Source organism: Micromonospora sp. NPDC048835 (assembly GCF_040649995.1).
In the GTDB taxonomy this organism is placed as follows: Bacteria; Actinomycetota; Actinomycetes; order Mycobacteriales; family Micromonosporaceae; genus Micromonospora.
The window spans coordinates 238736-256185 of record NZ_JBEZGM010000004.1 but is presented as its reverse complement, the minus strand read 5'-3'; the positions used below and the strand labels follow the sequence as shown (position 1 = coordinate 256185).

The window sequence follows — 17450 nt, the reverse complement described above, 5'->3', positions numbered from 1 at the left end:
ATCAGGCGGCGGAACGCACCGGGACGCCCCGCACCGCGGCGGTCAGCGCGTCGATGACCCGGTCCTGGTCGGCGTCGCTGAGCCCCGGGTAGAGCGGCAGCGACAGCTGCTGGGAGTAGAACGACTCGGCGACCGGGCAGGATCCGCGTCGGTATCCCAGGTCGGCGAAGACCGGGTGCCAGTGCACCGGGATGTAGTTGACCTGGACACCGATGCCGGCGGCCCGCATCCGGTCGTACACCTCGCGGCGACGCCCGTCGAGCACCCGGATCGGGTAGAGGTGCCAGGCCGGGTCGGCCCACGACCTGCGGGTCGGTGTGCGCACGCCGTCCAGGTCGGCGAGCGCCTCGTCGTAGCGGGCGACCAGGGCGCTGCGCCGGGCTGTGAACTCGCCGAGCCGACGCAGTTGGCTGCGACCCAGGGCGCAGAGCACGTCCGGTAGCCGGTAGTTCAGCCCGAACTCGTGCACCTCCTGGTGCCAGCCCCCCTCGTCCGGGAAGCGCAGGTCGTCGCGGTCGCGGACCACGCCCACGCCGCGGAACCGGCGGGCCCGCTTCAGGACCTCCGGGTCCAGCGCCGCTACGGCACCGCCCTCGGCGGTGGTCATGTTCTTGGTCGGGAAGAACGAGAACGTGGTCAGGTCGGCGAGTGAACCGACCGGCCGACCGTGGTACGTCCCGCCGATCGAGTGCGCCGCGTCGGCGAGCAGCAGCGCGTCGCTGCCCTCGACCGATGTCCGCAGTGCGTCGTAGTCGGCCGGGTGGCCGGCGTAGTCGACCGCGGCGACGACCTTCGTCCGGGAGGTGACCGCGGCGGCGGCCGCCGCCGGGTCGAGGCAGAACGTCTCGTCGTCGACGTCGGCGAACACGATCGTCGCGCCGAGGGCCACCGCGCTGCTCGCGGTCGCCACGAACGTCATCGGCGGGACGACCACCTCGTCGCCCGGACCCACCCCGGCCGCCGCGTACGCCACGTGCAGCGCCGCGGTGCCGTTGGAGACGGCGGCGACACCGACGCCGCCGGTCCACCGCGCGAGGTCGGCCTCGAAGGCGTCGACCTGCGGGCCGGTGGTGAGCCAGTCGCCGCGCAGCACGTCGGCGACCGCCGCGACGTCGTCCTCGCTGATCGACTGCCGGCCGTACGGGAGCATCCCCGTCACCCGTTGATGCCGAGCATGTCGCGCAACTGCTCGACGGTGAGCCACTCGTCGTTGGTGTCCGACTGGTAGGCGAAACCGTCCGGCACCGGATCGCAGTCGACCGGCGGTCGGTAGCCCCAGGTGGCGATGGTCGGCTGGACGATGAACCGGCCGTCGGCGCGCAGCGTACGCCGGCTGTCGTCGGGCGCGATCATCTCCTCGTGCAGCTTCTCGCCCGGCCGGATCCCCACCTCGTGCGTGGTGGCGTCCGGGGCCACGGCCTCGACCAGATCGAGGATGCGCATGCTCGGGATGCGCGGCACGAACAGCTCGCCGCCCTGCATCTGGTCGAACGAGTCCATGACGAACTGCACGGCCTGGTCGAGCGTGATCCAGAAGCGGGTCATCCGCTTGTCGGTGATCGGCAGGCTCTTGCCCTCGGCGGCCAGCCGGCGGAACAGCGGGACGACCGAGCCACGGCTTCCCACCACGTTGCCGTAGCGCACCACCGCGAACCGGGTGGGGTGCTGCGCGGCGTAGTGGTTGGCCGACACGAACAGCTTGTCGCCGACCAGCTTCGTCGCGCCGTACAGGTTGATCGGGCTGGACGCCTTGTCGGTCGAGAGCGCGATGACCTTCTTGACGCCGGCCTCGATCGCCGCGTCGACGACGTGCTGGGAGCCGGTGATGTTCGTGGCGATGTACTCCGAGGGGTTGTACTCCGCGGTGTCCACCTGCTTGAGCGCGGCGGCGTGCACGACGTGGTCCACGCCGTGCATGGCCCGGGTCAGGCGGTGCCGGTCCCGGATGTCGCCGATGAACCAGCGCAGCCGCGGGTCGTCGCCGAGCTGCTGGCGCAGCTCGTACTGCTTCAGCTCGTCGCGGGAGAACACCACCACGCGGGCGGGGTCGGCCTCGTTGAGGATGTGCCGGAGGAACGTCCTGCCGAAGGAACCAGTTCCGCCGGTGATCAGAATGGACGATCCATTCAACTCACTCAATGTGGTGCTCCCGTGTTCGTGGATGAACGAGCGGCCCTGGGCCGGCCGACCGGGGTGACACGCTAGCCATGGCGGGTTAACTCCCCGGCGCTCGTGGGTGAACCGCGACCCCTGCCCCCGTGAATGGCGGACACCGCCCAGGCGAACACTTCCGACCACCCGGGATGGGGGCTGACCAGGCCGGATCGGGCCGCTACAGTGACCGCGCGAACGACCCGGCGGCCCCGCGCGCAGCCGGCTCCCGTGTTCACCCGACATTCACGCCAGCGTGGTGTGAGCGGGCCACCCCCAGCGTCACCACCGCCGGCCGACGGGCTCGTCGGATCCGCGTGGGCCCGGCCCGGCCGGCAGTTCTGGAGGCGTTGATGGCACCCGGTAGTGACGTGGTCGAACGGCCGGCGGTGGTGGTCGAGACGCCGAGTGACCGGCCCGCCCGGCGGTGGCTGGTGCCGCTGCTGCTCGTCGTCGGTTGGGTGCTCAGTGTGGCCTGGCGGATGTGGTGGTCCCGACACATCGTGCTGCCGATCGCCCACACCGACGAGGACAGCTACCTGAACACCGCCCGCGCGTTGGCCGGTGGCCCGGGGGGTTTCAGCAGCGAGAACGACCTGCTGCGCCGGGTCGGCTACCCGATGCTGATCTCGCCGGCGTTCCTCGGGGACCGGGACTTCACCGACAGCTACCGTCTCGTCCAGCTGATCAACGCGATGGTGAACTCGACACTGCTGCCGCTGGCGTACCTCTTCGGTCGCCGTCTGTTCGAGCTGCGCCGCCCGTACGCGCTGCTCGGCGCGGTCGCGGCGGTGACCCTGCCGGCCACCGCCTTCTACGCGGGCGTCGCCATGATCGACGCGGTGATGGCGCCGCTCGTGGTCGCCTGGCTGCTCGCCGTGCACCGCTGGATCCGCCGGCCCGGCCCGTTCGCCGCCGCCACCGTCGGACTGCTGGTCGGCGGGTTCCACCTGCTGCACTCGCGCGGCCTGGTGATCGTGGCGGTGCACGCCGGGCTGGTGCTGCTGCTGTTCGTCCGTCGCCGGATCAGCCCGCCCGTGGTGCTCGCGGCGCTGCTGCCGGTGCTCGCCATGGCGCTCGTCAACGAGGCCGCCATCCGTCACCTCGGCGGCAGGGTCTACCTGCTCGGCAGCACCCCCGGCGGCAGCACGATCGAGGCGATCGCCTCCGCCCAGGGGGTGGTCCGGGTGGGCGCGGCGGTCACCACCCAGCTCTGGTACCTCGTGGTGATCACGTTCGGGATGGCGGGGGTGGCCTGGGCCGGCGCCGTGCGCGAGCTGTGGCGTCCCCGCCACGGCGACGCCGCCCGCTGGACGATGGGCGTGGCGCTCGCGGTGACCGTCGGGGTGGCCGGCGGCGCGTCGGTGATCCTGTCCGGCATCACCGGCAAGCCGTTGGACGCGATCTACGGCCGCTACGTGCAGATGCTGGCGCCGTTCTGGCTGCTCGTCGGGCTGGGGGTGCTGTTCACCGCCGGGTGGCGGGTGGTGCTGCGCCGGGCGGCCGTCGCGGTCGCGCTGCTGGTCGGTGGCGGTGCGCTGATCGCGGCCCGACTCGCGTACGTGGCCAGCCAGGGTCACCAGCTGCGGTACGGCGGTTTCAGCGCCCCGGACCTGGCGGCGTTGACCGGGGGCCTGCGGGAGCTGCGACCGGTGGTCGGGTCGCTCGTCGGCATCGCCGGCTGCGTGCTGCTCGTCGCCGCGGCCCGGGTGCCCCGCCTGCGGGTGCCGATCCTCGGTGCCCTCGTCGCGGTCAACCTCGTCACGATGCAGGTGATCGACGACGGGATCGTGCGACCGGCCGCCGAAAGGACCGCCCCGACGCCCCGGGTGGCCGACGTGGGCGTACGCCCCGGCGAGCGGGTGTGGGCCTCAACCGGCGTGCACTACATCCTCCGCTTCAACCTCAGCCATCAGGTGACCTGGAGCGACGTCCGCTGGTTCGGCGTCGGGCAGCCGCCGGCCGCGGCGCAGGTGGTGTTCGCCCGCTGGGCACCCGGGCAGGCCGACGACTGGGACGGCACCGCGTACGGCTTCGTCCGCCTCGGCGGCAACCCCGAGCAGCACTGGGCCGCCTGGCGGCGGGCCTGACCCGCCCGGTGGGCACCGCTGTTTCGTGAACGGCGGATGACCACCGGGAACACGGTCCATTAATGGTTGCGGTCCATCGCGGAAAAGGGCTTGCAATCAGCGCTGACGGCGATCCGCCCGAGCCAGGGAAATCGGGATGACCGTGATTTCGCGGCCGTCGGAAAGCTCCTGCCGTGGGGTGCCCTCGACGAATCGGAAACGCCGGTTCATCTGTCGTACGACAGTATTGTGGCCGAGCACCTCGCCGTCGAGTCGGTCCAGGTGCAACCCGTCGAAGGCGTACTCGACGGCCTCCCGCATGACCCCCAACCAGGCGGGCAGCGTCTCGTCCCGCCCGGCCAGCCCGTCGGCGTCGAGATAGAAGCCCCACGCGCCGGTACGGGGACCGTCCAGCCGCAGGTCGAAGAAGGTGACCACGCCGCAGGGACGGTCGTCGCGGACGTACACGAGCACCCGCCGGGACGGGTCCTCGCGGACCGCCGACCACCACCTGGCATGCTCCTGGGCGGTGATCTCGTGACTGGTCTTGCTGACCTGTCGATTGGTTTCCTGATTACGCCAGGACAACATCAGATGAACGTCGTCCGCCGTCGCTTCGCGCAGCACGTGCGTCTCGCTTTCCTAGCCGTTCACGTCGGGCCCCGGCACCTTACCCGGGCCCACCTGGAAATCAGATATCCATTCGTTGGGTTGTAGACTGCGCCGCATGAACGAATTGAGTCGCGCGCAGATCCGCGACCTCATGGCTCAGGTGCTGAAGAACCAGGACAAGGAGCTGCCCGCGGACGACGCGGCGCAGTTGCGGGAGATCGGCTTCCGGTCGCTCGACTTCTCCGAACTGGCCCTGCGGGTGGAGGACGAGACGGGGGAGGAGCTCAACTTCGACGCCCCCGGGCTGCGTCGCATCGCCACCGTCGGGGACGTCCTCGACTTCCTCGTCGAGCTTCAACACCAGTGACCGTCGCGACGTCGCGCCACCCCGCCGCCGGGCACGCGGAGCCGGCCGGTGTCGACAACCGGCTCGTCGTCGGTGGCGCCGCGCTGACCTGGCGCTCGCTGCCCACGCCCGCACTGCCCGACCCGGGCGCGGTGCTCGCCCACGCCGCGGTGCACGCGCTCACCGCGGCGCGGCAGCACGCCGTGTACGGCACCGAACTGCTGCTCAGCACCGAGAGTCGGGTCGACGCGGTGATGCGCGCCGAGCTGTCGGAGGCCGGGTTCACCGTCGGCGTCCTCGACGACGACGGCGTGCACCCGGGCGTGCCGGCCCGGCCACGAGCCGCCGAGCCCGGCCGGCTCTGGCTGTTGACGTCGGGCTCCACCGGGCGTCCCAAGCGGGTCGGGCACACCCTCGACACGCTGACCACCGTGCGAGCCGACCAGCCGGACCGCACCTGGCTCTGCCCGTACGCCCCCGGCACGTACGCCTGGTGGCAGGTGGTCACCCTGTCGCTGACCCAGCCCGGCCAGCACCTGGTGGTGGTCGAGCCCGACGAGTTGGACGACTGGCCCTCGGTCGCGGCCGCGCACGGGGTCGACGCGGCCTCCGGCACCCCGACCTTCTGGCGTCGCACCCTCTACCGCGACGCCGACGCGCTGGCCCGGGTGCCGCTGCGCCAGATCACCCTCGGTGGAGAGCCGGTGGACCAGGCGATCCTGGACCAGCTACGGGAAATCTTCCCGACGGCCCGGATCTCCTGGATCTACGCCTCCTCCGAGGTCGGTGCGTCCATTGTGGTGCACGACGGGCGGGCCGGGTTCCCGGTCGACTGGCTGGACCGGGAAACCCCGGGCCGACCGACGCTCTCCGTCCGCGACGACGAGCTGGTGGTCACCTCCCCGTACCACGGTGCCGGTCTCGCCGGCCCGGTCCGCACCGGCGACCGGGTGCAGGTGCTCGACGGCCGGGTGCTGATCACCGGCCGGCTGGACTCCGACGAGATCAACGTCGGCGGCAGCAAGGTCTCCGCAGGTGTGGTCCGCGGCGTGCTGGCCGAGCACCCGTCGGTGGCCTGGGCCCGGGTGACCGGCCGCCGTGCCCCGGTGCTCGGGCGGATGGTGGTCGCCGAGGTGGTCCTCGCCGCCGTCGACCCGTCCGGCGCCGACGCCGGTGTGCCGGACGAGGCCGCGCTGGTCCGCTGGTGCGCCGACCGGCTACCCGAGCACGCGGTGCCGCGCCGCATCCGCGTCCTGACCGACATTCCCGTCAAGGAGACCCTGAAGAGCGATGTCTGAGCCCACCGACACCCAGCTCGTCCCGCCCAGCTCCGTGGTCCTCGTCTCCGGTGGTTCCCGTGGCCTGGGTCTGGCCATCGTCACCGACCTGCTCGACGCGGGCGTACGCGTGGCCGCGTTCGCCCGCACCATCACCCCGGAGCTGGAGAAGCTCGCCGCCGAGCACCCCGACCGGGTGCACGTCGGCTCGGTGGACGTCACCGACCTGCGCGCCGCGCAGAGCTTCGTCCGGGAGGTGGAGCAGCGTCTCGGCCCGATCGACGGCATCGTCAACAACGCCGCCATGGGGCAGGACTCCCTGCACGCGCACACCGCCACCGACGACATCGCCCGGATCATCGAGACCAACCTGACGGCCCCGCTGCAGCTGACCCGGCTGGTCATCCGCCGGATGCTCGCCAAGGGGCTGCGCGGGCGGATCGTCAACATCACCTCCATTTGCGGGCAGCGCGGTTTCCCGGGTCTCGTCGCGTACTCGGCCACCAAGGGCGGCATGGACGCCGCCACCCGCTCGCTCGCCCGCGAGCTGGGCGGCCGGATGCTCGTCAACTCGGTCGCGCCCGGCTTCTTCGCCTCGGAGATGTCCGCCGTGCTCGGCCCGACCCAGCTCGACCAGATCGTGCGCCGCACCCCGACCGGTCACCTGACCGAGCCGGAGGAGGTCACGCCCGTGGTGCGGATGCTGCTGCGGGAGCACACAAACATCAACGGCCAGGTCATCGTGGTGGACGGTGCCGCCGCCATCTGACCTGCGGCCAGGTCCCCTTGTGGGGCAACCAGTCCGGCCGGGTGGCGGTGCCCGGGCGGCCGTGGTGACGGGGCCGGGTGGCGGTGTCCGGGCGGCCGTGTCGACGGGGGCGGGTGGCGCCGCCGTGCCCCGCCCGGTGCCGGCGCTGCTGGCCGCCGCCGAGCGGCACCTACGCATCGGGTCACCGGCCACGGTGGCCGACGCGGTGACCCGCAGTCACCTCGACGATGGACGCTGCGTCGGCTGGTACGGCCCGTCGGTGCCCGGCTGGCGGGTGGCGATCGACGCGGAGCGCGCCAGCGCCCCGGTGCCCCCGGCACTGGCCCGCCGGTTCGGCGCCGGTGACTTCTGGGCCCGGTGGACCCGCGCCGAGTGCTACTGCAAGCTGGCCGACGTGCCGATCGCGATCTGGTGGCGTCGCCACGGCCTGGGCGCGCCGGCCGACGGCTCGGCGGTCTGGCGGACCCTGCGACTGGCCGACCTGGTGATCACCGTCGGCTTCGGCCCGCCCCTCCCGCCCCCGCCCTTCCCCCTGTCGCCCTAGCCCTGCCCGCCCCCGCCCTGCCCGCCCCCGCGATCTTGCACTTTCGGACGTCGAATTGCGGCTTGCACGCCTTCTGCCGGGACAGTAAGTGCAAGATCGCCGGGCCGGCCCCGGCCAGGCCCTGCCCTTCCGCTCGATCATGGAGTTGTGGTGCCCCCCAGAAGGGGCACCGATGGGCGAAACGCCCACCACAACTCCATGATCGGCGGGGCGGGGCGGGGCGTGGCGGGGCAGGGCAGGGCGGGGCAGGGCGTGGCGGGGCAGGGCAGGGCGGGGCAGGGCGGGGCGGGGCACGGCGGGTTCGGGGCGAGGCGAAGCCGACGGGGAGGGCGGGTTCGGGGCTAGATGAGGTTCCAGGTCAGGGGGGTTCCTCGGGGGACGTCGGTGGTGAAGGTGCGGCCCAGGACCCGCTCGATCTCCACCGGGGGCAGCCCGCCGGCCGGCCGGATCGAACGGACGTTCTGCGCGGTCACCGGGTCGCCGGCCCGGACGTCCTCGACCACGAAGAGCGACCGGCGGAAGCGCAGCCCCTCCCGCTCGGCCGGGGTCGGGCCGATCGCGGTGCCGCCAAGTGCCGCGTACGCCCGGCCGGACTCGGCGACCAGGGCGGTGAGTTCCGCCGGGTTCAGGGAGAAGTCCGAGTCCACTCCGCCGTCCGCCCGGTCCAGGGTGACGTGCTTCTCGATGAAGCAGGCGCCGAGCGCCACCGAGGCGACCGCCACTCCGATGCCGGGCGTGTGGTCGGAGAGCCCGACGGCCACGTCGAACGCCCCGGCCAGCACCGGCAGCCGGCGCAGGTTGCTGTCGGCCGGCGGCGCCGGGTAGGAGGCGGTGCAGGCCAGCAGGATGATGCCCGCCGCGCCACCGTCTCGGGCGGTGCGCACGGCGGCGTCGATCTCGGCGACCGTCGCCATCCCGGTGGAGATCACCATCGGCTTGCCGGTGCTGGCCACGAGCCGGATCAGTGGCAGGTCGACAAGCTCCGACGAGGCGATCTTGTACGCGGGCGCGTCCAACGACTCCAGCAGCTCGACGGCGGTCGCGTCGAACGGTGACGAGAAGACGGTCAGGCCATGCTCGCGGGCCCGTTCGAAGATCGGGGCGTGCCACTCGTACGGGGTGTGCGCGCGCTCGTAGAGGCGGTACAGGTTCTCCCCGCCCCACAGCGAGTGCCCGCTGGAGATCCGGAACGCCGGGGTGTCGACGTCGATGGTGATCGTGTCCGGCCGGTACGTCTGGAGCTTGAGCGCGTGCGCGCCGCTCTCGGCCACCGCGTCGACGATGGCCAGCGCCCGGTTCAGATCGCCGTTGTGGTTGCCGGACATCTCGGCGACCACGAACGGTCGCTCCCCGGCACCGACCGCGTGCGGTCCGATCTTGATTGTCGCCGTCATTCCGACCTCTGCTCGGGTACGTCCGCACCGGGGTGCGGTGGTGCTGTCGTCGCCCTCCCGGCGGGTGGGCGACCTGGAAAACGAGGGCGCCGGGAGCCGCCCCGGCTCCCGGCGTGCGGTGCGGTGGGGGCGGTCACGGCAGGCGGTTGCCGGCCAACGCGTCGTGTCGCTGCGGTGCGCGCCCACCGTCGCGCGTCGGCGTCGCGTCGGCCCCTCGGCCCGCGTCCTCGTCGGCAGCGGGCGAACCGCTGTCGGCGCCGCCCACCGTGGCGGGCCGACGCAGGCGGCCGGCGACCCGGTGGGCCTGGCGCAGCGCCGAGTACGCCAACCAGTCGCCCCGCCCGACGAGGCGGTGCTTGAGCCCGGTCACGCCCGGGGGCAGCGGGTAGCCGCCGGTGGGCAGGTATCGGCGGTAGTGCGCGGCGGCCCGGCGGAAGAAGGCGCGGCGCAGGTGCGGGTGCAGTCGACCGTCGTTGCCCACCACCACCAGATAGTGGCTGATCATCAGCTCGAACAGCTCGGCCTGCAACCGCTCGTCCGGGTGCTTCCGGGTGACCCAGTCCATCAGCCGCTCGTACTGGGCGAAGGCGTCGAAGTGCCGGCCGCTGCGGGTGGAGGTGATCGCGCCCTGGCGGCCCTGGCGGTACAGGTAGCAGACCCGGTCCAGCACGGAGATCTTCTCGGCCCCGATGAGCAGGGGGTGGCTGAACGGGATGTCCTCGTACCAGCCGGGGAAGAACCGCAGTTCCAACTCGTTCATGAAGTCCCGGCGGACCACCTTGTTCCAGGCGGTGTGCTGCACCCGCAGCAGTTGCGGCTGGTCGGCCAGCCGGGTGACGCCGGTGATTCCGCGCAGCAGTGGGCTGCTGGCGTCGACCTCCCGGCGGCCGTCCTCGTGCACCCGCAGGTGGTCGAGCATCAGCACGTCGGGCTGGTGCTGGCGCAGCCGGTCCAGCACCGCGGCGATCGTGCCCGGCGGCAACCAGTCGTCGCTGTCGACGAACCAGACGTACCTGCCGGTGGCGACGTCGAGTCCGGCGTTGCGGGCCAGCCCCAGCCCCACGTTGGTGTTCAGGTGCACGACGCGGACGCCGTCGCGGCCGGCCGCGTACGAGCGGAGCATGTCGCCGCAGCCGTCCGGGGAGGCGTCGTCGACGGCGACCAGTTCGACCGCGTCCGACTCGGCCACCGGGATGTCGGCCCTGATCGACTCGAGGCACTGGTACAGGTACGCCTCGACGCCGTACACGGGCACGATGATGCTCAGCAGCGGTGCGTGCGTCGGCTGATTGACCACGTCCGCCACGTTCGACGACCCGGGTGGCCGGCCCCGGAACCTGACGTTGCCGCTGACTGTGGAATCACTGAACTCCCGCCCAGCGGAAGGTTAACGGCGGTCGGCGGGCGTTTCCCGGTCCGGGGATCGCCGGCTGGTGGGGCGGGTGGGACACGTCCGGTTCACCCGGGAGTGACCCGGTAGGGTGCCTCGGTGCGGCTCTGCCGGGCCGCCGCGGGCGTCGCCGTCGTGCCGTCCGACGCCGCGCCGAGGAGGACACGACAGTGCTGGTGACCCTGCCGATCGTCGGGATCCCGGCATGACGAGCGCCGCGGCGGTGTCGGCCGCGCGGTCCGTGCCCGCCCCGCCCCGGCTGCCGTCGTTGACCGGGCTGCGCTGGATCGCCGCGCTGCTGGTCTTCGGCTTCCACGCCGGGACGATGCGGATCATCGCCGAGCCGGACTACAAGGCGGTTGTCGACGCGCTGTTCACCCTCGGCCTCTCCGGGGTGCAGTTCTTCTTCATCCTCAGCGGTTTCGTGCTGGTCTGGTCGGCTCGCCCGGGGGATTCCCGGCGTACCTTCTGGCGGCGGCGGGTCGCCAAGATCTACCCGAACCACCTGGTGCTGTGGGCCGCGACGCTCGTGGTGGCCTGGTGGTTCGCCGACCCGGTCCTCCCGGCCGCCGCGCTGGAGAACCTGCTGCTGTTGCAGGCGTGGGACCCTCGGCCGGGCTGGTTCTACAGCATCAACACGGTCAGCTGGTCGCTCTCCTGCGAGTTCTTCTTCTACCTCTGTCTGCCGCTGGTGCTGCCGCTGCTGCGCCGGGCCCGGCCGAAGCTGCTCTGGGCGCTCGTCGTCGTACTGCCGCTGCTGATCCTCGCGCTCTGGCCGGCGCAGGAGCTGGTGCCGGAGGTGAGCCGGTGGTGGTTCACCCAGGTCTTCCCGCTGACCAGGTCGCTGGAGTTCTGGTTGGGCGCGGTGGCGGCCGAGTTGATGCGTCGAGGTCTCTGGCGCGGTCCCGGTCTGGGCGTGGCCAGCGGGATCTTCGTGGTCATCTGGGTGGCGGCGGCGCAGTGGATCCGTGCCGAGCTGTGGACCACGCTGCTCGCGGTCGCGTACCTCTTGGTGATCACCGCCGCCGCGGACGCGGACGTGCGCGGTCGGCGCTCGCCGTGGCGGTCCCGGCCGTTGGTGTGGCTCGGTGAGGTCTCGTTCGCCTTCTACCTGGTGCACGTGCTGGTGATGACGAGCGTGCTGCGCTGGAGCGGCACCTGGGGGGTCGGCTTCGGAGGTTGGCGTGGCCCGGCCGTGGTGCTCGGTTTCCTGGTGGCGAACCTGGTCCTCGCCGGCCTGCTGCACCGCTTCGTCGAGACCCCGATGATGCGTCGCCTGGCGCCGCGCCGTGCGGCCCGTCCGGCGCCCGTGCCCCGGCAACGTGCAGCCGGCGACGACACCGCGGGCGAAGCCCGGAGCGGGGCCGCCGACGGGGCCGGTCCGGCCGTCGGTCGATCAGCGTACGTCGACCGGCGCTGACAGCGTCCACCCTGGTCAGCGGGGTCGGCGCGGCGTCGTCCGACACGCCCGTGGTCGGTGCGCCCGGGTCGGTGCGACGGTAGCGTGGGTACGTGCTTCCGGTTGCGTTCACCCTGTCCGCTGTGGTGGGTGGCGCGCTGGGCGACGCGGGTGCTGACCAGCCTCGCCGTCGTCGCGGCCCTGGCGCTCGGCGCGGGCCCGGCCACGGCCGCCGGGTCGATGCCCAGCCCGCTGTCGACGTTCGGCGCGGTGCCGGCCGCCGTCGTTGCCGGGCCGCTGGAGGCCTCCTGCCGCCACGCCGAGGCGCCGGGGGTGGCGCGGTCGGCCTCGGCGATACCTCCGGAGGCCACCGAGGAGTCGGTGCCGGCATGGTCGGTCGGCACGCCGGTGGCGCTCCCCGGCGACGAGGGCACCGTGGTGGCCGGGGTGCTGCCGGTGCGCGCGGCCGGGTCCGAGCCGCTGCCCCTGCTCGACCGGGCGAGCGGTCGGGCTCCCCGAGCCCCGCCCGGGCGCTGAGCCACCGGGACGACCGTCCCGTCGCCGCGCCCTGTCGACCCACAAGCCTCCTACCCCGCTGACCCGTGGCCCCGCCGTGGCCCGCCGGTCGGCGCGGGCCCCCATCGCACTGCTCTCTCCCCGAGGTGCCGACCATGGAGACCGCTGTCTTCTACCAGTTCGTGACCGAGGTGCCGCAGGCCGCCGCCATCTGGTCGACGCTGTTCCTGCTGACCCTGGGCCTGCTCACCGTGCTTGCCGCCCGCCCCGAACGGGACCGGCCCGCTGACGATCCGCTCCCGGCCGCGCCCACCGCGCGGGAGGTGGCCGCCGCCGAGGCGGTCGACCGGCGCCGCTACGCCGAGGAGGTGGCCGTTGCCGCGGCCGGCGCGGCCACCACCGCCAGGCGGCGACGGGCCGCCTGGCTGACCGCTCAGGAGGAGTTGGAGCGGGCCTGGACCGGGTACGACGAGGCGGACACCGCCGCGCGTCGCTTCGCCGGCGCCGCGATGCTGCCCACCCCGCAGACGCCGCACACCCCCGCCGAGTACGCCGCCCGGGAGCGCTATCTGCACCGGGCGGCGATGGCTGCCTACTGGCGGGGCGACCTCACCATGGCGCAGCTCGGCGACGTGTTCGGCCACCGGAACGGCTGGGATTCCCGGCGACACCCGGTCGAGCAGGAGGCGCTGATCAGCAGGGTGGTCCGGGACGCGCGGCTGGTCGACTACCAGGCTGCCGCCGGCCGGGAACGGGCCGCCTGGCGGGACGCGGAGTTGGCCGCCGAGTCCGCTCGTGTTCTCGCCGAGGAGGCGTACGCGGCGAAGGCCAGGCTGCACCCGACCCCGGCGCCCGCGCCGCGGTCGGTGGCCCGGGCGTTGCGTCCCGCCCTCGTGGCACGGTGGCGGCCGGCCCGGGTGGGTTGAGCCCGATCCGTGATGTGAGGCCGGTCACGGGTGTGGTGAATCGGACGTCCGGCGCGGTTGGTGGGATTGTTCCGGTGAATGCGGTGCGGTTGTTTGCGCCCTGTCCGGTTGTCGCCCATCGGTGCCGCCGTAACCGGTTGTCCCATCGAGTCACGTCATCGGCAATACGCGCAGAAATTGTTCCGCCAATTGGGGTTTACACAGGTGAACCTGGCTTGGCAGGGTGCGGAGCGGCCAGTAGTGTCGTCACGTCCGATGCGGTAATCGATCGCAGGAAGCGACGCCGCATCGACCCGCTTAATCGTGATCTACGAACCGGGGACCCATCAGTAAGTCCGGGGTGAATCCGCGAGCCACGGCCCGCGGTAGGGCGATCTTCCCGCCCGAATCCGTCAGCTAACCCGGTAGGCGGTGTCGGAAGGAGTCACTCCTCGTGCAGCACCTTTCCACCCCTCGGTTGTTCCCTCGCCTCCACGGCGCGGCGGTGCACCCGCTCATTCGTCACGTGACGGTGAGCTGACCCCCGGGTCATCGCCTTTCCCGCCCGGCCGCGCCGGGCGTTCCCCTGAGCGGTTCACCATCCGCGGACCACGGTCCGCGTGCTGGCGCCTGCCCGGATACCGGTCCGGCCCCGGTGCGCCGCTCTCCCCCTGATCCGTGGAGGACCCCGTGAAGCACACCCTGCAGCGTCAACTCCGCCGTCTCGCCAGCGAGCGCCCGTACCAGATCGTTGCCGCCTCCGCCGCGGCCCTCGCGATCGCCACCACCACCGGCGCCCTGCTCACCACCGCCGACCACGCCCCGGCCAGCCAGCGCACCGCGACCACGGTCGCCGAGATGCGCAGCGACGTCGCCGCCTCCAGCGGCGAGGTTCGGGACGCGTCCCCCTCGGCTAGCGCCGCGCCGACCACGGCCGCCCCGACCACAGATGCCGCGTCGCCGGCCGCCAAGGCCAAGAGCAACCCGGACCTCACCCGTAAGCCGACGCCGCCGAAGCCCCCCGCGACGAAGGTGCTCGACTACGACTACGAGGCGCAGAACACCTACTACAACTGCGGCCCGGCGGCCACCCGGAACGCGCTCAGCGCCGCCGGCATCGACCGCACCCAGGAGGAGCTCGGCGCCGAGCTGGGCACCACCGAGATGGGCACCAACTCGGCCGAGGACACCACCCGCGTGCTCAACGCCGAGGTGAAGGGCTCCCCGTACCGCACCCGGATGTTCCCCGGCGCGCCCAGCCCGGCGCAGATGGACCGGCTCCAGGCAGACGTGGTGAAGGCCATCACCGACGGCCGTGGCGTGGTGGCGAACGTCGTCGGAGACGCCGCCGACACCGACGGCGGCTGGCACTCCTACGGCGGCGGGCACTACATCGCCGTCGTCGGCTACAAGGACAACGGCCGCACCGTGCGGATCGCCGACTCGGCGAACCCGACCGACCCGTCGTACTGGATCACCACGATCGACCTGGCCAACTGGATCACCAGCCGGGGCTACTCCGCCTGACCCGGGCACCCTTACCGCCGCGGGCGCCGTCTCCCACAAGGGGCCGGCGCCCGCGGCGTCTGTCTGCGCGGTCCGTCGTCGGCGGCTCTCGTACCTGGCCGTGAACCGTGGCAGACTGCGGCCGTGGTGGAGAAATCGGGTGGTAGAAGGCCGGTTCTGCTGCTGCTGCACGGCATGGGGGCGACCGGGGACGTGTGGTTGCCCTGGGCGCCGTACCTCGAGCAGCACTGGCCCGGGCGGTGGCTGGCACCGGACCTCGCCGGCCACGGCTGGGCGCCGCCACTGCCCTCGTACTCCTTCGCTGGTCTCGCTGAGCGGATCGGGCAGGCCCTCGCCCCCGACGACCGGTTCGTCGTGCTGGGGCACTCGCTGGGTGGGGTGGTCGGCCTGGCTCTCGCCGCCCGCGACGCCGGGATGCCTGTCGACGCGGCCGTCGGCCTCGGCATCAAGGCACAGTGGTCACCCGACGAGTTGACCCGCGCCGCCGACCTCGCCGCCCGCCCGGTCAGTTGGTTCGCGACCCGCGCCGAGGCGGCACGCCGCTACCTGCGCGTCTCCGGGCTCGTCGGCCTGGTCCCACCGGACCACCCGGTGGTGGACGCGGGGCTGCGTCAGATCGACGGCCGGTGGTGCCTCGCCATGGACCCGAGCGCCTTCGCCGTCGGCGAGCCCGACCTGGCCGCGCTGCTCGCGGCGACCGACGTGCCGGTGGTGCTGGCGCGCGGGGAGAACGACCCGATGGTCACCGACGAACAGCTCAAGGAGTACGGCGTACCCGTCGCCACGCTGCCCGGTCTCGGGCACAACGCGCACGTGGAGGACCCGGCGGCGGTGCTGGCGCTGCTGGATCCGTACCGCTGATCGGCTACGCCGGCGCGGGCGCGGCCTGTGTCTCGGCCGGTGCCAGCTCCCGGCGGGCGGCGCTCAGGAACGCCTCGGCGTACGACTCGGCCGGGAAGTCACCCAGGTAGCGGCGGCGGGTGGCCCAACGGGTCTCGGCCAGCGGGTCGGTGTCCAGCAGCGCGGTCAGCACCCCGTCCACGTTGGACATGTCCCGGCGCAGCACGTAACCGGACCCGGCCAGCGGGAACCGCTGTACGAAGCGGTCGCCCTCGCCGCCCATGTCGGTGACGGCGTACGGCTTGCCGGAGTAGAGGAAGTCCGAGATCACCCCGGAGACGTCGGAGACCAGCGCGTCGGCCGCGTTGACGGACTCGGTCAGGCTCAGCTCCCGAGCCGCCGCCCCGACCACGTGCTGGCGGCCGGTGCGGGCCCGGTCGGCGGCGAGCAGCTCGGTCAGGCGGCCCAGTTGGCGGGCCGACGCCGGGTTCTGCGCGGTGTACGGGTGGGCCCGCAGGATCACCGTGGCGCCGCGCTCCAGCAGCCCCCGCAGCAGCTTCTCGGCCACCGGCAGCGAGCAGTAGTCGGCGTCGGCGTGGTGCCCGGTCCAGGTGGGGGTGTAGAGCACCGTCGGGTGCGCCAGCCCGCGCGCGGGCTCCGGGCGTACCTCGATCGACTCGACCTGGGGGCGACCCACCACCACGAACTTGTCCGCCGGGATCTGCACCCCGGCGCGGGCGTACCTGTCGATCGCCGCCTGCCCGGCCACGAAGATCCGGTCGAAGATCCCCGACACCGGGTTGGCGCTCGGCGCCTTGTCGCTGTCGCCGTGGTGCAACTGCACGTGGGTGAGCTGGGTGAAGCGGACGCAGTGGCTGTTCTTCGCCCCGTGGTTGACGTAGAACGCCACCCGCAGGCTCGGCACCAACGCCTCGTCCATCGCCCGCAGGGTGGGGCAGTAGACCACCGGGGCGTCGGTGGCCGCCGCGATCGGGGCCAGGAACTCCGGTTCGCGCACGACGACCAGGAACGGCCGGCCGATCCGTTCCAGGTACGGCAGCCACATGGTGACCTGGTACTCCGACCCGGGGGGCGCGGAGAAGTAGAGCAGGAACTCCGGCTGGTGCCGGCGCAGCGCGGCGGCCACCGTGCCGCCTCCGGCCCCCGGCCGGAAGCGCCGCCGGGCCAGGTCCAGTGCGACCGCTCCGGCGCCCACCCCGACCAGCAGGCTCGCGGCGAGCGCCACACCTGCAGGCAGAGCGAGCGCGGCGGCGAGCGCCACGACGGCGAGCAACCCGAGCAGAGCGGTGCCGAGCCGGTCGGCGATCAGCGGCGTCCAGGCGCGCACCGGCAGGTTGGCCGACCGGATCTCCAGACCGCCGGCGGTACGCAGCGGCCCCACCAGCAGCACCAGCCCCAGCAGGACCAGCCCGGTGGCGACGAGCGCGAGGTCGAGCCCGTCGTCAAGCCGCCGGGAGTAGCCGACCAGGACCGCGGCGGCGACCAACGTGGTCTCCGCCACGAGGTCGGCGCCCGGTCGGATCCGCTGCTCGGCGGCCGAGGCGGCAAGCGCGGCGACGGCGAGCGCCAGCCCCCAGCCGGTGGCGCCGGTGAGCGCCAGCACGACGAAGGCCAGCACGGCCAACCCGGTGGTCAGGCACCGGGCGGCCAGCTTTCGGACCAGGTCGCCGCGCATGTCGCTCCGTTCGTG

16 protein-coding genes and 1 riboswitch are annotated in these 17450 nt (G+C 72.9%); of the genes, 10 read left to right on the top strand and 6 right to left on the bottom strand.

Annotated elements, in window-relative coordinates; translation table 11 throughout:
* Nucleotide 1 precedes the first annotated feature (1 nt).
* Both AB0C15_RS07680 and pseB read right to left on the bottom strand, forming a co-directional pair.
* Complete coding sequence (locus AB0C15_RS07680) at nucleotides 2–1159, bottom strand: aminotransferase class I/II-fold pyridoxal phosphate-dependent enzyme (protein ID WP_357349759.1); 1158 nt, start codon at nucleotides 1157–1159, stop codon at nucleotides 2–4.
* A complete protein-coding gene (pseB, locus tag AB0C15_RS07675; RefSeq protein WP_357349757.1) occupies nucleotides 1156–2139 on the bottom strand; it encodes a UDP-N-acetylglucosamine 4,6-dehydratase (inverting) in 984 nt (327 codons plus the stop codon). The genes AB0C15_RS07680 and pseB overlap by 4 nt, the downstream gene beginning before the upstream one ends.
* 365 nt (nucleotides 2140–2504) lie before the next feature.
* On the opposite strand from pseB, the gene AB0C15_RS07670 reads away from it, so the two are divergent.
* Complete coding sequence (locus tag AB0C15_RS07670; RefSeq protein ID WP_357349755.1) at nucleotides 2505–4241, top strand: hypothetical protein; 1737 nt, start codon at nucleotides 2505–2507, stop codon at nucleotides 4239–4241.
* A gap of 96 nt (nucleotides 4242–4337) precedes the next feature.
* Here the strand turns inward: AB0C15_RS07670 and AB0C15_RS07665 are convergent, their stop codons facing one another.
* Entirely contained in the window at nucleotides 4338–4847 is a 510-nt protein-coding gene (locus AB0C15_RS07665; protein WP_357349753.1) for a GNAT family N-acetyltransferase, read from the bottom strand.
* Nucleotides 4848–4947: 100 nt separating this feature from the next.
* Between AB0C15_RS07665 and AB0C15_RS07660 the strand changes: the two genes are divergently transcribed.
* From AB0C15_RS07660 to AB0C15_RS07645, 4 genes are read left to right on the top strand one after another with little or no spacing between them, the layout of a single operon-like run.
* Complete coding sequence (locus AB0C15_RS07660) at nucleotides 4948–5199, top strand: acyl carrier protein (protein WP_091401397.1); 252 nt, start codon at nucleotides 4948–4950, stop codon at nucleotides 5197–5199.
* The gene (locus AB0C15_RS07655; protein ID WP_357349751.1) at nucleotides 5196–6476 is read left to right on the top strand and encodes an AMP-binding protein; all 1281 of its coding nucleotides are present in this window, start codon (nucleotides 5196–5198) and stop codon (nucleotides 6474–6476) included. The genes AB0C15_RS07660 and AB0C15_RS07655 overlap by 4 nt, the downstream gene beginning before the upstream one ends.
* Nucleotides 6469–7224: an SDR family NAD(P)-dependent oxidoreductase gene (locus tag AB0C15_RS07650; protein ID WP_357349749.1), complete on the top strand. Its 756-nt coding sequence runs from the start codon at nucleotides 6469–6471 to the stop codon at nucleotides 7222–7224. The genes AB0C15_RS07655 and AB0C15_RS07650 overlap by 8 nt, the downstream gene beginning before the upstream one ends.
* Before the next feature lie 19 nt (nucleotides 7225–7243).
* Nucleotides 7244–7768: a hypothetical protein gene (locus tag AB0C15_RS07645; RefSeq protein WP_357349746.1), complete on the top strand. Its 525-nt coding sequence runs from the start codon at nucleotides 7244–7246 to the stop codon at nucleotides 7766–7768.
* 341 nt (nucleotides 7769–8109) lie between these two features.
* Here the strand turns inward: AB0C15_RS07645 and pseI are convergent, their stop codons facing one another.
* Both pseI and AB0C15_RS07635 read right to left on the bottom strand, forming a co-directional pair.
* The gene (gene pseI, locus AB0C15_RS07640; protein ID WP_357349745.1) at nucleotides 8110–9162 is read right to left on the bottom strand and encodes a pseudaminic acid synthase; all 1053 of its coding nucleotides are present in this window, start codon (nucleotides 9160–9162) and stop codon (nucleotides 8110–8112) included.
* 133 nt (nucleotides 9163–9295) lie between these two features.
* A complete protein-coding gene (locus tag AB0C15_RS07635) occupies nucleotides 9296–10459 on the bottom strand; it encodes a glycosyltransferase (protein WP_357349743.1) in 1164 nt (387 codons plus the stop codon).
* Nucleotides 10460–10757: 298 nt separating this feature from the next.
* On the opposite strand from AB0C15_RS07635, the gene AB0C15_RS07630 reads away from it, so the two are divergent.
* The 5 genes from AB0C15_RS07630 to AB0C15_RS07610 all read left to right on the top strand — a co-directional run bounded on the left by AB0C15_RS07630 (nucleotide 10758) and on the right by AB0C15_RS07610 (nucleotide 15760).
* Nucleotides 10758–11972, top strand: a complete 1215-nt coding sequence (locus AB0C15_RS07630; protein WP_357349741.1) for an acyltransferase — start codon at nucleotides 10758–10760, stop codon at nucleotides 11970–11972.
* 129 nt (nucleotides 11973–12101) lie between these two features.
* Nucleotides 12102–12488 (top strand): hypothetical protein, encoded by a 387-nt coding sequence (locus tag AB0C15_RS07625; RefSeq protein ID WP_357349739.1) that lies wholly within the window; start codon nucleotides 12102–12104, stop codon nucleotides 12486–12488.
* Between the two features lie 134 nt (nucleotides 12489–12622).
* Complete coding sequence (locus AB0C15_RS07620) at nucleotides 12623–13393, top strand: hypothetical protein (RefSeq protein WP_357349737.1); 771 nt, start codon at nucleotides 12623–12625, stop codon at nucleotides 13391–13393.
* A 284-nt stretch (nucleotides 13394–13677) separates the two neighbouring features.
* Nucleotides 13678–13819, top strand: a riboswitch (cyclic di-AMP (ydaO/yuaA leader).
* Between the two features lie 231 nt (nucleotides 13820–14050).
* Nucleotides 14051–14899: a C39 family peptidase gene (locus AB0C15_RS07615; RefSeq protein ID WP_357349735.1), complete on the top strand. Its 849-nt coding sequence runs from the start codon at nucleotides 14051–14053 to the stop codon at nucleotides 14897–14899.
* A gap of 123 nt (nucleotides 14900–15022) precedes the next feature.
* Nucleotides 15023–15760, top strand: coding sequence for an alpha/beta hydrolase (locus AB0C15_RS07610; RefSeq protein ID WP_357349733.1), 738 nt, complete (start codon nucleotides 15023–15025; stop codon nucleotides 15758–15760).
* 4 nt (nucleotides 15761–15764) lie between these two features.
* On the opposite strand, the gene AB0C15_RS07605 is transcribed toward AB0C15_RS07610, so the two are convergent.
* Nucleotides 15765–17435: a CDP-glycerol glycerophosphotransferase family protein gene (locus tag AB0C15_RS07605; protein WP_357349730.1), complete on the bottom strand. Its 1671-nt coding sequence runs from the start codon at nucleotides 17433–17435 to the stop codon at nucleotides 15765–15767.
* Between the last annotated feature and the right edge of the window lie 15 nt (nucleotides 17436–17450).

Bases quoted from the DNA above. Each gene is read 5' to 3' on its own strand.
- AB0C15_RS07670 (WP_357349755.1), top strand. From the start codon at position 2,505: ATGGCACCCGGTAGTGACGTGGTCGAACGGCCGGCGGTGGTGGTCGAG.
- AB0C15_RS07660 (WP_091401397.1), top strand. From the start codon at position 4,948: ATGAACGAATTGAGTCGCGCGCAGATCCGCGACCTCATGGCTCAGGTG.
- AB0C15_RS07650 (WP_357349749.1), top strand. From the start codon at position 6,469: ATGTCTGAGCCCACCGACACCCAGCTCGTCCCGCCCAGCTCCGTGGTC.
- pseI (WP_357349745.1), bottom strand. From the start codon at position 9,162: ATGACGGCGACAATCAAGATCGGACCGCACGCGGTCGGTGCCGGGGAG.
- AB0C15_RS07630 (WP_357349741.1), top strand. From the start codon at position 10,758: ATGACGAGCGCCGCGGCGGTGTCGGCCGCGCGGTCCGTGCCCGCCCCG.
- AB0C15_RS07620 (WP_357349737.1), top strand. From the start codon at position 12,623: ATGGAGACCGCTGTCTTCTACCAGTTCGTGACCGAGGTGCCGCAGGCC.
- AB0C15_RS07605 (WP_357349730.1), bottom strand. From the start codon at position 17,435: ATGCGCGGCGACCTGGTCCGAAAGCTGGCCGCCCGGTGCCTGACCACC.